Origin of the sequence: Lysobacter avium (assembly GCF_015209745.1) — a bacterium.
Taxonomy (GTDB): domain Bacteria; phylum Pseudomonadota; class Gammaproteobacteria; order Xanthomonadales; family Xanthomonadaceae; genus Novilysobacter; species Novilysobacter avium.
Window position 1 is genome coordinate 647,651 of record NZ_CP063657.1, and the last position, 12,231, is coordinate 659,881.

Here is a 12,231-nt window from a genome sequence, read left to right on the forward strand (position 1 = left end):
GTCGATCTGCGTTGGGGAGGGTATGTGGCTCAGTCGCGCATACAAACGGCGTAGCAGCGGACCTGCAGGTTTTCCAGCACCGCCGCGGTGGCGGCGCGGGTGCCGATCGCTGCGCCACCGCCCTGGATGTCGGCGGTGAAGGCACCCGCGTCCAGTGCCTGCGACACCGCCTGCTCCACGCAGTCCGCCTCGTCGTCCAGCCCGAGCGAGTGGCGCAGCAGCATCGCCGCACTGAGTATCGCCGCAACCGGGTTGGCGATGCCGCGACCGGCGATGTCGGGTGCCGAGCCGTGGATCGGCTCGTACAGCCCGGCCTTGCCGTCGCCCAGCGAGGCCGACGGCAGCAGGCCCATCGAACCGGCCAGCATCGAGGCCTCGTCGGTGAGGATGTCGCCAAACATGTTCTCGGTCACGATCACGTCGTACTCGCGCGGACGCGACAGCAGGTGCATCGCCATCGAGTCGACCAGCTGGTGCTCCAGGGTCACATCGGGGAATTCGTCTGCGACCACCCGGGTGGCGACTTCCCGCCACAGGCGTGAGGTTTCCAGCACGTTGGCCTTGTCCACCGATGTCAGGTGGCCGCGGCGCTGGCGGGCCAGCTGCCCGGCGCGGCGGACGACGCGCTCGACTTCGCCCACGCTGTACTCGCACAGGTCGCTGGCACTGTCGCTGGCGCGTTGTTTCCGGCCGAAGTAGATCCCGCCGGTCAGCTCCCGCACCACCACCAGATCCACGCCGTTGAGCAGGTGTGGCTTGATCGGCGAGGCGCCCAGCGCGGCGGGGTGCGGTTTGACCGGGCGCAGGTTGGCGTACAGCGCCAGAGCCTTGCGCAGCGCCAGCAGGCCCTGCTCGGGCCGCACCGCGGCCTTGGGATCGGACCACCTGGGTCCGCCCACGGCGCCCAGCAATACGGCGTCGGCGGTGCGGCAGGCATCCAGCGTGCTCTGCGGCAAGGCCTCGCCGGTGGTGTCAATCGCGGCGCCGCCGATCAGGTGCTCGTGGAAGTTGAAGCGGTGGCCGTAGGCGGACGCGACCGCGTGCAGGACCTCGACCGCCGCGGCGGTGACTTCCGGGCCGATCCCGTCACCGGGCAGGACAACGATCTCAGCGTGCATGGTTCAACTCCTCGTAACGGGCGATGGCGGGTTCCTGCTTGAGCAGGTAGCCGAGCTGGTCGACGCCTTCCAGCAGGCAGGTGCGGGCGAATTCATCCAGCGGGAACTCGAACTCGCGCCCGTCCGGCAGGCGGACCGTGCCTCTGGCGACATCGATGTGCAGCTCGATGCCCGGCCGGGCGAGCAGTTCGTCGACCACCGCGTCGGGCAGGACGATCGCGAGCAGGCCGTTCTTGAGCGCGTTGCTGCGGAAGATGTCGGCGATCTGGGCGCTGATCACTGCCCGCAGGCCGAGGTCGAGCAGGGCCCAGGGCGCGTGTTCGCGCGATGAACCGCAGCCGAAGTTGCGGCCTGCGACCAGGATCTGCGCATCCGCATTGGCCGGGTCGTTGAAGGGAAATGCCGGGTCCGGCGCGCCGTCGGCGCGCTGCCGCCAGTCATGGAAGGCGAACCGGCCAAGACCCTTGCGCTCGGTGGTGGTCAGAAAGCGCGCGGGGATGATCTGGTCGGTATCGATGTTGCGTTCGCGCACGACGACCGTGCGCGAGCGCAGTTCGGTGATGGCGCTCATGGCGTGGCCTCCGCGACGACGTTGCGGAGCGGTGCATTGGCCGCTGCCGGCGAAGGGTGCTGCCCGCGCAGGAACGCCTCCGGATCGGTAATCTCGCCGCGGACGGCGCACACCGCGGCGGTCAGCGGCGAGGCGAGCACGGTGCGCGCCCCCTGGCCCTGACGGCCTTCGAAGTTGCGGTTGCTGGTGGACACCGCCAGTTGCCCGGGCGCGACCAGGTCACCGTTCATCGCGATGCACATCGAGCATCCCGGCTCGCGCCACTCGGCGCCCGCGTCCAGAATGATCCGATCGATCCCCTCGGCTTCGGCCTCGCGCTTGATCTGCACCGAACCGGGCACCACCAGCATGCGCACGCGCGGGTGCACCTTGCGGCCGCGCAGGATCCCTGCCGCCTGGCGCAGGTCGTCCAGCCGCGAATTGGTGCAGCTGCCGATGAACACCACGTCTACCGGTTGTCCGGCCAAGGGCTGGCCGCCGGCGAAGCCCATGTACGCCAGTGCCTTGCTGTCGTCATCATTGCCGGGCGGGGGCAACGGCATGTCGATCGCGGTCACCTGGCCGGGGTGGGTGCCCCAGGTCACGGTGGGCCGGATGTCGGCCGCATCGATGCGGACCTCACGGTCGAAGCGCGCGCCCTCGTCGCTGCGCAGCTGGCGCCAGCGCGCGACCGCCTGTTTGAACGCCTCGCCCTGCGGTGCGCGCGGCTTGCCGCGCAGGAACGCGAAGGTGGTCTCGTCGGGGGCGATCAGGCCGGCGCGGGCGCCGGCTTCAATCGACATGTTGCACACCGTCATCCGCTCATCCATCGACAGGGCCTGGATGGCGCTGCCGCGGTACTCGATCACATGGCCGGTGCCGCCGTTGACGCCGATGACCCCGATCACGTGCATGATCAGGTCCTTGGCGGTGACCGACGGGCCCAGTTGGCCGTCGATGGTGATCGCCAGCGTGCGCGGCTTGCGTTGCAGCAGGCATTGGGTGGCCAGCACGTGGCCGACCTCGCTGGTGCCGATGCCGAAGGCCAGCGCGCCGAACGCGCCGTGGGTCGCGGTGTGGCTGTCGCCGCAGACCACGGTCATGCCGGGCTGGGTCAGGCCCAGTTCGGGTCCGATCACGTGGACGATGCCGCGATGGTCGCTGTCGAAATCGAACAGCTCGATGCCGTGGCGCGCCGCGTTGTCGCGCAGGGTCGCGACCTGGTTCTCCGCCTCGGGCGTCGCGTAGGGCAGGCTGCCGTCCGCGTTGCGCGGCAGGGTCGGGGTGGAGTGATCCAGCGTGCCCTTGGTCAACTCCGGGCGGCGCACCTTCAGGCCGCGCGCGTCCAGCTCGGTGAAGGCCTGCGGCGTGGTGACCTCGTGGATCAGGTGCAGATCGATGTACAGAACGGCCGGTGACGCCTCGCTCTCCGGGCCGACCAGATGGCCGTCCCACAGCTTGTCGAACAGGGTGCGAGGCGCGCTGCTGCCGGCCCGGTGGATGCGGTTGGCGATGTCCAGCCACGCCAGCGCGGACGCCTCCAGGATGTCGGTGCTGGTGCCCGAGCCGGTGTGCTCGACGCCGTCCAGGGTCGCGACCACGCTGGCCTGGCCCTGGGCGTCATCGCCGGCGGTGATGCTGGAGATCTGGAAGCTGTCGATCTCCAGCGGCAGGTCCGCCGCCCGCGACAGCGCCGCAAACAGGGCGTGCACCGGCCCGTCGCCGACCGCAGCCTCTTCGGCGACCGCGCCGCACGGCCTGGCCAGGCGCACGCTTGCGGTCGGCAGCATGCCCTCACCCACGCCGGTGGAAGCGTGCACGCGCAGCAGCCGGAAGCCGCGCCGCACCGGCGCGTCGGTGCCCAGCACCAGCGTCTCCAGGTCGGCGTCGAAGACCTCGCGCTTCTTCCCCGCCAGCACCTTGAACGCTTCAAAGACCTCATTCAGGCGGGTGTCGTCCAGCGCCAGGCCCAGCGTCTGCAACCGGTCGCTCAGGGCCGCGCGGCCGCTGTGGCGACCCATCACCATCTGCGACTGCTCCCAGCCCACGTCCTGCGGATGCATGATCTCGTAGGTGCCGCGGTGCTTGAGCATGCCGTGCTGGTGGATGCCCGACTCGTGGGCAAACGCGTTCTGGCCGACGATCGCCTTGTTGCGCTGCACCTGCATGCCGGTGATCCGCGACAGCAGGCGCGAGGTCGGCACCAGCCGGCGCGTATCGATCCGCGTGGTCGCATTGAAGTAGCTGCGGCGCACGTTCAGCGCCATCACCAGTTCTTCCAGCGCGCAGTTGCCAGCACGCTCGCCGATGCCGTTGACCGTGCACTCGACCTGCCGCGCGCCGCCTTCGATCGCGGCCAGGCTGTTGGCCACGGCCAGGCCCAGGTCGTTGTGGCAGTGGGCGCTGAACACCGCGCGGTCCGCATCGCGGACATGGGCGCGCAGGTATTCGAACAGCGAGCGGATCTCCGCCGGCGTGGTGTAGCCGACCGTGTCGGGAATGTTGAGCGTGGTGGCGCCGGCGGCGATCGCCGCGCTGCAGACCTCGACCAGGAATTCGGGCTCGGTGCGCAGCGCATCCTCGGCCGAGAACTCGACGTCGTCGAAATAACGCCTTGCCATTTCCACGCCCATCACCGCGCGTTCGATCACCTGCTCTTTCTTCAAGCCGAGCTTGTGCTCGCGGTGCAGCGGACTGGTGGACAGGAACACATGCATGCGCGCGTCTTCCGCGCCTTCCAGCGCGCGCACGCCGGCTTGGATGTCGCCGGGGTGGCAACGCGCCAGCGCCGCCAGGGTCGAGCCGCGCACTTCCCGCACGATCCGCCGGGTGGCCTCGACTTCCGCCTCCGAGCTGGCCGGGAAGCCGACCTCGATCACGTCCACGCCGAGGTCGGCCAGCGCGTGGGCGAACCGCAGCTTCTGCGGCGCGGTCATGCTGCACCCCGGCGACTGCTCGCCATCGCGCAGGCTCGTGTCGAAGATGCGTACGTGCCCGGCAGACGAGTGTTCGGCGGGTGCATGCCCGGCAGGAGCGTGTTCGTCGTGTGCGGCGTCGGGAATGGCTACGTCGGGTTCGTGCGTGCTCATGCTGGAATGACCTCGGGAGTGGGCGCCGGCGTGGGTTGCTCCACGGGGCGGGACGGCGCGGAGGCCGTGCTGGCAGGAGAAAGGGGGCGGACCGCGGAGGTATGGGTGGGCGGCGCGATGTCGCGCCAGCGGCGACGCGGGCGGCGCGGTGCGCGCGGGCGGACGTCGGAGAGCAGCTGAGCCAGCACGCTGGCGTCGATGTTGCCGCCGGAGACCACGGCGCATTTGCGCCGACCGGCAACCCGGCGGCCGGCGGCCAGGGCCAGCGCGCCGGCACCTTCGGCGATGACGTGCTCTTCCAGCGCCAGCCGGACCAGCGTCTCGCGCAGCTCGGCCTCGCGCACGATGACAACGTCGTCCAGCAGCTCGGCCAGTAGCTCGCGGGTCAGCAGGCCGGGCTCCTTGACCCGGACCCCGTCGGCCAGGGTGGTGGCACTCTCGCGCAGCTCGAAGTCGCCGCGCAGCGCGCGTGCCATTGAGTCCACGCCTTCGACCTGGGCGCCGACGATGCGCACGCCCTGGGATTTCAGCGCCAGTGCAACACCCGACGCCAGACCGCCGCCACCGATCGGTACCAGCACGACGTCGGGAGCCAGCGCGGCCATTTCCAGGCCGACCGTGCCCTGGCCGGCGATGACATCGGGGTCGTCGAAGGCCGACAGCAAGCGGTAGTCGTTCTGCTCCGCCAGCTCCGCGGCGAACGCCTTGGCTTCGTCGTAGGTATCGCCGTGCAGCCGGACGGTCGCGCTCCAGTGAGCGACACCGGCGATCTTGGTCTGCGGGGCGTTGCCCGGCATCACCGCAATGACCGGCACCCGCAGCCGGTAGCCGGCCCAGGCCAGCCCCTGCGCGTGGTTACCGGCCGAAGCGGCGATCACCGGCCGCTGGTCGCCACGCTCACGCATCGCGAGCAACGCGTTCATTGCCCCGCGCACTTTGTAGGACCCGGTCCGCTGCAGGTTTTCCAGCTTCAACCAGCAGCCGAAACGCTCGGCATAGTGCAACGGCGTCGCCGCCAGGTAGGGCCGCAAGCGCGCCTGCGCGGCCAGCACGGCGGAAGCATTCACACCTGCCAGGGCCATCGCCTCAGTCACGGGGCAGGCCTACATCCGTCAGCCAGACGCGATGGATGCTGTCCGCGCCACTGACCACGTCGCGGTAAAGCTGGGCGATTTCCCGGCCGCGTTTGTCCGATGCGAAGCGGTGCTCGTTGAGGATGTTGATCGGCGTAATTTCCGCCGCGGTGCCGCAGACGAAGACCTCGTCGGCCTGCAGCAACTCCTCCAGCGGGACCGGCCGCGACTCCGCGCCGGTCAGCGCGATCACCGTGTCGCGGGTGATGCCTGGCAGCGCATCGGCGTGGTCGACGGCGGTCAGCTTGTCGCCGTTGAGCATGAACACGTTGGCGCCTGTGCACTCCACCACCATGCCCGCCTCGTCGACGAACAGGGCCTCGTCGAAGCCGCGGGTCTTGGCCTCGTGCTTGGCCAGGATGGAGTTGACGTAGGCCCCGCACAGCTTCAGCGGCGGCAGCGAGGTTGCCGGATTGCGGCGCCACGAGGACACGCCCAGCTTCACCGCGCTGCCCGACAGATGCACCACGGTGCCGAAGGTGGCGACCATCAGGTGCTTGCTCAGCGGCGCGACGTCCAGGCCGATCGAACCGGTGCCGCACCACGCCAGTGGCCGGATGTAGGCCGCGCTCTGGCGGTTCGCGCGCAGCACCTGCAAGGTCGCCTCCGTCGCCTGCCGGATGTCGAAGTCGATGCCCAGCAGCTCGCAACCCTTGCGCATCCGCTCCATGTGTTCGGGCAGGCGGAACACCGCCGACGAGCCATCGACGGTCTGGTAACTGCGGATGCCCTCGAACACGCCGCTGCCGTAGTGCAGGGCGTGCGTGGTCAGCGGTGCCAGCGGCGCGTCGGCGGGTGCCAGCTCGCCGTCGAACCACAGTTTCAGCACAGGGCTTCCCGCGGCGTCTTTCAGCGACATGGCGAGACCTCCACGGCGAGGCAGTCGTGCAGCTTGTGCAGCTGGGCCTGCAGACCGTCGCCGCAGCGCTGGCCTTCCACGTTCATGCGCAGGTGCCAGTGCTCGCCATCGGGCTGGAGTCCGCCATCGACGCCGACGGTCTGGAAGCCGCGGCGCTCGGCGGTGCCGATCACCCGGGCCAGTGCGCCCTCGGCGCGGCGCAGGATGAGGTCAATCTGGTAGCGCATGTGCGTTCTCCGGATGGGCTGATTGGGGTGGGGTTGCGTGCACGTGGACCACGCCGGCGTGGGCGGGCGAGGCGTGGCTGGCGACTGCTGCGGCGGCGTTCGCGCCCGGGATCGAACGCGGCGCCGTTGATTCGTGGAGCATCTGCGCGTTGTTGTGGTTGGGTGGCACCAGCGGCCAGACGTTGGCGTGGGCGTCGATGGAGACGTGCAGCAGGGCCGGTCCGGGTGCTGCGATCAAGCGCTGCAATGCCGACTCGCAGTCGTCCGCGCGGTCCAGCGCGAACGCCTGGATCCCGAACGCCTCGGCAACCGCCACGAAGTCCGGGTTGTCCGACAGGTCGGTCTCCGAGTAGCGGTGCTCGAAGAACAGCTCCTGCCACTGCCGGACCATGCCCAGGCGCTGGTTGTCCAACAGCACGATCTTCACTGGCAGCCGGTAGCGCACGACGGTCGCCAGCTCCTGCACGTTCATCAGGAACGACCCGTCCCCGCTGACACAGAACACCTGCGCCTGCGGATCGGCCATCTGCGCGCCGATCGCGGCGGGCAGGCCGAAGCCCATCGCACCCAGTCCGCCGCTGGTCAGGTGCTTGCGTGGATCGTTGAAGCCCCAGTGCTGGGCGACCCACATCTGGTGCTGCCCAACATCGCAGCTGACGACCGCTGCCGGCGCCAACTCCGACAACCGCCGCAGCAGCGCCGGCGCGTAGACGGTGGCGGTCGGGGCGTCGTAGCGTGCGGCGTACTGGCGTTTGCGCGACTGGCAGGTGGTCCGCCAGGTCGAACATTCCGGCATGGCCGTGGCCAGCTGGTTGAGGCTGTGCTGCAGCTCGCCATGCAGCACCGCATCGCAATGGCGCAGCTTGTTGAACTCCGCCGGGTCCACGTCCAGGTGGATGACCTTGGCGATCGGCGCGAACTGGTCCAGCCGCCCCGTTGCTCGGTCATCGAAACGGGCGCCGACCACCACCAGCAGATCGGCTTCCTGCACCGCCATGTTGGCCGCGCGGGTGCCGTGCATACCCAGCATCCCCAGGTTCAGCGGATGCGCGTCGGGCAGGGCACCCAGCCCGCGCAGGGTCAAGACCGTGGGCACCTGGATGGATTCCACGAAGGTGCGGAACTCGGCCACCGCATCCCCCAGAGCGATGCCGCCACCGCCATAGACGACCGGTCGGCGCGCCTTGGACAGCAGCTCCAGGGCCGTCACCAGGTCGACGTTGGTTGCCGGCGGGTTGGGGTCCACCGGAGCGGGTACGTGGGCCGGCAAATGCGCCGCCGTCGCCAGCTGCACATCCTTGGGCAGGTCGATCAGCACCGGTCCCGGCCGGCCGCTGCGGGCCAGCCGGAACGCTTCGCGCACCACCTCGGGCAGCTGGTCGACGCTGCGCGGGATAAAGCTGTGCTTCACCACCGGCAGGGTCATGCCGAACACGTCCACTTCCTGGAAGGCGTCGGTACCCATCAGCGTGGTGGCCACCTGGCCGGTGATCACCACCATCGGCACCGAATCCAGCATCGCGTCGGCGATGCCGGTCACCAGGTTGGTCGCGCCCGGGCCTGAGGTGGCGATGCACACGCCAACCCGGCCGCTGGCGCGGGCATAGCCGTTGGCGGCGAACGCCGCTCCCTGCTCGTGGCGTACCAGCACGTGCTTCAGCGGGCAGCCGTACAACGCGTCGTAGAACGGCATGATCGCGCCACCCGGATAGCCGAACAGCGTGTCCACCTTTTCCGCGGACAGTGCCTCCACCAGCCAGCGCGCGCCGTTCATGCCGAGGCCGGCTCGGCGCGTTCGTCCACCGCCTTGGGAGCGTTAGCGGACGCCGCCGCATCCGCCTTCGGTGCATCGCACAGCCACGGCATCGCCGCGCGCAGCTTGCGCCCGGTCACCTCGATCGGGTGGTCCAGGTCGGCCTGCTTCAGGGCCTGGTAGTTGGCGTTGCCGGACTTGTACTCGGCGATCCACTGCCGCGCAAAGGTGCCGTCCTGGATTTCCGTCAGCACCTTGCGCATCTGCGCGCGGGTGTTGTCGTCGACCACGTAGGAGCCGCGGGTCAGCGCGCCGTACTGCGCGGTCTCGCTGATGAACTCGTGCATGCGGGTGACGCCACCCTCGTAGAACAGGTCGACGATCAGCTTCAGCTCGTGCAGACACTCGTAATAGGCAACTTCGGGCTGGTAGCCCGCTTCCACCAGGGTCTCGAAGCCGGTCTGGACCAGCTTGGTCGCGCCGCCGCAGAGCACGGCCTGCTCGCCGAACAGGTCGGTCTCGGTCTCTTCCTTGAAGGTGGTCCTGATCGCGTTCTGGCGCGCGCCGCCGATGCCGGCGCAGTACGCCAGCGCGAGCTTTTCCGCACTGCCGCTGCGGTCCTGATGGACGGCGTAGACGGCAGGCACGCCGCGGCCGATCTCGAACTCGCGCCGCACGAGCGCGCCCGGGCCCTTGGGTGCCACCAGCACCACGTCCAGATCCGCACGCGGCGTGATCTGGCCGTAGTGCACGTTGAAGCCGTGCGCGAACAGCAGGCACGCGCCCTGGGTGATGTTGGGCTCGATGACCTTCGTATAGAGCTCCGCCTGGACCATGTCGGGCGTCAGCACCGCGACCACTTCGGCGCCCGCGACCGCGTCGGCAGGCGTGCTCACGCGGAAGCCATCGGCCATGGCCTTGATCGAGGTCGGGCCACCCGGGCGCAGCCCTACGGTGACGGCAAAGCCGGAGTCGCGCAGGTTGAGCGCGTGCGCGCGGCCCTGGCTGCCATAACCGATGACGGCGACTCGGGGACGATGGGGGGTGGGGTCGGTGTTGCTCATGGGAGGGATTCCTGTGGAGTGGGTTGGAGAGGAAAAGAGAGGTGGAGGGGAGAGGGGGTTGATCGGATTCGCGCCGGGACTCAGGTCGTCGCCAGTTCGGCTTCGGGCTTCGCGGCCGTATCGGCGCCAACGAGGGTTGCCGGAATGCCGCGGCCGCTCAGTGGGCCGGGTGCGGTGACCGCGCCCAGCGAGGCCGAGCTGACCAGCTGCGCGTACTTCGCGAGCACGCCGGTGGTGACGCGCGGGGCGATGCGCGCGGGGGTCCGCGAGGCGAGGTCCGCATCGACGTCGATGCGTCGGGTGGTGACGTCGATGCTGATCCGGTCGCCGTCGCGGATCCTGGCGATGGGGCCGCCATGCGCCGCCTCGGGCGACACGTGACCGACCATGAAGCCGCGCGTCGCGCCACTGAATCGGCCGTCGGTGATCAGGGCCACGTCATCGCTCAAGCCCTGGCCCACCAGCGCGGCGGTGACCGCCAGCATCTCGCGCATGCCCGGGCCGCCGGCGGGGCCTTCGAAGCGGATCACGACCACGTCGCCGGCGTTGACCCTGCGCGCCTGGACCGCGGCGAAGCAGCTCTCCTCGGAGTTGAACACCCGCGCCGGGCCTTCGAAATGGTTCTGGCCGTGGCCGGCTAGCTTGACGATGCAGCCTTCGGGGGCGAGGTCGCCGTACAGGATCGAGAATCCTCCAGTCGGCTTGATCGGATCGGTCACCGGCCGCACCGCGTCCTGCTCGGCGGCCGCCGGCAACGCGTCCAGCTCCTCGAACAGACTACGGCCGGTGACGGTGGGCATGTCCTCGATCAGGCCGGCAGCGCGCAGCTCATCGGCCACCAGGGCGACACCGCCGAAGGTGAACAGCTCCGCGGCGGTATAGCGTCCACCGGGTTTCAGGTCGGCGATGACCGGGACCGCCGATGCCTGCTGGAACTCCTCCAGGTCGAAGGCCACGCCGGCCTCGTGGGCGATCGCCAGTAGATGCATCGCGCAGTTGGTCGAACCGGCCGTAGCCGAGACCGCGCGGGCGGCGTTGCGCAGCGAGACCGGGGTCAGCAACTGCCGTGGCAGCGGACCGCCCCGGCCCAACTGCTCCATCACCATTCGCCCGCAGGCGTGCGCCGCGGCAGGCTTGTCGCCATGCGTGGCGGGGATGTCGTTGAGCTGCAGCGGCGACAGGCCCAGGAAAGTCAGCACCATCGCCATCGTGTTGGCGGTGAACTGGCCGCCGCAGGCGCCAGCGCCGGGGCAGGCGTGGCGCTCGACATCCGCCAGCTCGGCGTCGTTGATGTGGCCGGCCGCGTGCGCGCCGACCGCTTCGAACACGTCCTGCACCGTCAGCGACTTTTCGCCGGTCGGGCACTGGCCCGGCATGATCGTGCCGCCGTAGAGGATCACCGTCGGGATATCCAGCCGCGCCGCCGCCATCGCGGCTGCGGGCAGGGTCTTGTCGCAGCCCACCAGCAGCACCATCGCGTCCAGGCAATGGCCCATCACCGCCAGTTCGATCGAGTCGGCGATGGTCTCGCGGGAGGCCAGCGAGGCCCGCATGCCGTCGCTGCCCATCGCGATGCCGTCGGTGACGGCGATGGTGTTGAACTCGACCGGCGTACCGCCGCCTTCTCGGACGCCGTCGGCGGCGTGCCGCGCCAGGTCGCGCAGGTTGATGTTGCACGGCGATACGTCCGTCCACGTGTGCACCACGGCGACCAGCGGCTTGGCGATCGCCGCATCGTCCATGCCGGTGGCGCGCAGCATCGCGCGGGCCGGGGCATGGGCGGGACCTGACTTGATGGCGTTGCTTCTCACGTTGACTTTCCTTTCGCTGCCGGCGGGTCCGGCTGGGTGGGTGGACGGAATCGGGAGTCCTGAAACGAAAAACCCCGCGCCTTTTTGGGGCGCGGGGTCCGGTTCCTGTTACTGGGTCTGTGTGGTCTACACGTACCCGAACCCCGCGCCTGTAAGGACGGTAATAAGGAGGGTTACGAGAATGAGGAGACCGGTGGTCAGCGCGGCGCTGCCGCGGCCGACCGCAGGCGCGGGCGCCGTGGTCGGGGCCGTCATGATTTTGCTGCGATGGATGCTGCGCTGCGTCATGGATCGACCTAAACACGCAGCGAACGCAGATGTCAACTGTTTTATCCGCGCGGTCTCCCTGACGCCCGACACGCAAGGAAAACCGCGTCTCCGGCGCCTTTGTCCGGACAGCTTCCAGGGGTCGGATTGCGCCATATCGAGCGCGACTGTGGTCGCTGGCGGCTGTCCATGGTCCAATGCGGCCACAAGCGGGGGTACCGCGCGCCAGTTCCAATGCGCGGTTGAGAAACACCCTTCGAACCTGACGCGGTTGATACCGCCGTAGGGAGCTTTGCCGGACGCCTGGCGTCCGTGCGCCTCCGCTTTGTGTGCCTGCGAACCCTTCGCACCAGCCCGCCC

General features: G+C 69.5%; 8 protein-coding genes, 2 pseudogenes and 1 riboswitch. All 10 genes and pseudogenes read right to left on the minus strand.

Annotated elements, in window-relative coordinates; translation table 11 throughout:
* Positions 1-29: 29 nt before the first annotated feature.
* Positions 30-1,118, minus strand: coding sequence for a 3-isopropylmalate dehydrogenase (leuB, locus tag INQ42_RS02910; RefSeq protein WP_194035062.1), 1,089 nt, complete (start codon positions 1,116-1,118; stop codon positions 30-32).
* On the minus strand, positions 1,108-1,689 hold the full coding sequence (gene leuD / locus INQ42_RS02915) for a 3-isopropylmalate dehydratase small subunit (protein WP_194035063.1): 582 nt from the start codon (positions 1,687-1,689) through the stop codon (positions 1,108-1,110). Before leuD ends, leuB begins: the two co-directional genes overlap by 11 nt.
* The gene (gene leuC, locus INQ42_RS12975; protein WP_248285395.1) at positions 1,686-3,170 is read right to left on the minus strand and encodes a 3-isopropylmalate dehydratase large subunit; all 1,485 of its coding nucleotides are present in this window, start codon (positions 3,168-3,170) and stop codon (positions 1,686-1,688) included. The genes leuD and leuC overlap by 4 nt, the downstream gene beginning before the upstream one ends.
* A pseudogene (locus INQ42_RS12980) lies at positions 3,162-4,757 on the minus strand (2-isopropylmalate synthase); the annotation flags it as partial. The gene leuC and the pseudogene INQ42_RS12980, both read right to left, overlap by 9 nt.
* A complete protein-coding gene (locus INQ42_RS02925) occupies positions 4,754-5,839 on the minus strand; it encodes a threonine dehydratase (protein WP_194035720.1) in 1,086 nt (361 codons plus the stop codon). The pseudogene INQ42_RS12980 and the gene INQ42_RS02925, both read right to left, overlap by 4 nt.
* 4 nt (positions 5,840-5,843) lie before the next feature.
* Positions 5,844-6,749, minus strand: coding sequence for an aminotransferase class IV (locus INQ42_RS02930; RefSeq protein WP_194035065.1), 906 nt, complete (start codon positions 6,747-6,749; stop codon positions 5,844-5,846).
* Entirely contained in the window at positions 6,740-6,976 is a 237-nt protein-coding gene (locus tag INQ42_RS02935; RefSeq protein WP_194035066.1) for an ACT domain-containing protein, read from the minus strand. Before INQ42_RS02935 ends, INQ42_RS02930 begins: the two co-directional genes overlap by 10 nt.
* Before the next feature lie 61 nt (positions 6,977-7,037).
* Positions 7,038-8,750, minus strand: a pseudogene (ilvG, locus tag INQ42_RS02940) (acetolactate synthase 2 catalytic subunit); the annotation flags it as partial.
* Complete coding sequence (ilvC, locus tag INQ42_RS02945) at positions 8,747-9,793, minus strand: ketol-acid reductoisomerase (protein WP_194035068.1); 1,047 nt, start codon at positions 9,791-9,793, stop codon at positions 8,747-8,749. The pseudogene ilvG and the gene ilvC, both read right to left, overlap by 4 nt.
* An 80-nt stretch (positions 9,794-9,873) precedes the next feature.
* Positions 9,874-11,604: a dihydroxy-acid dehydratase gene (ilvD, locus tag INQ42_RS02950; protein WP_194035069.1), complete on the minus strand. Its 1,731-nt coding sequence runs from the start codon at positions 11,602-11,604 to the stop codon at positions 9,874-9,876.
* A 468-nt stretch (positions 11,605-12,072) separates the two neighbouring features.
* Positions 12,073-12,177, plus strand: a riboswitch (TPP riboswitch).
* Positions 12,178-12,231: the final 54 nt, after the last annotated feature.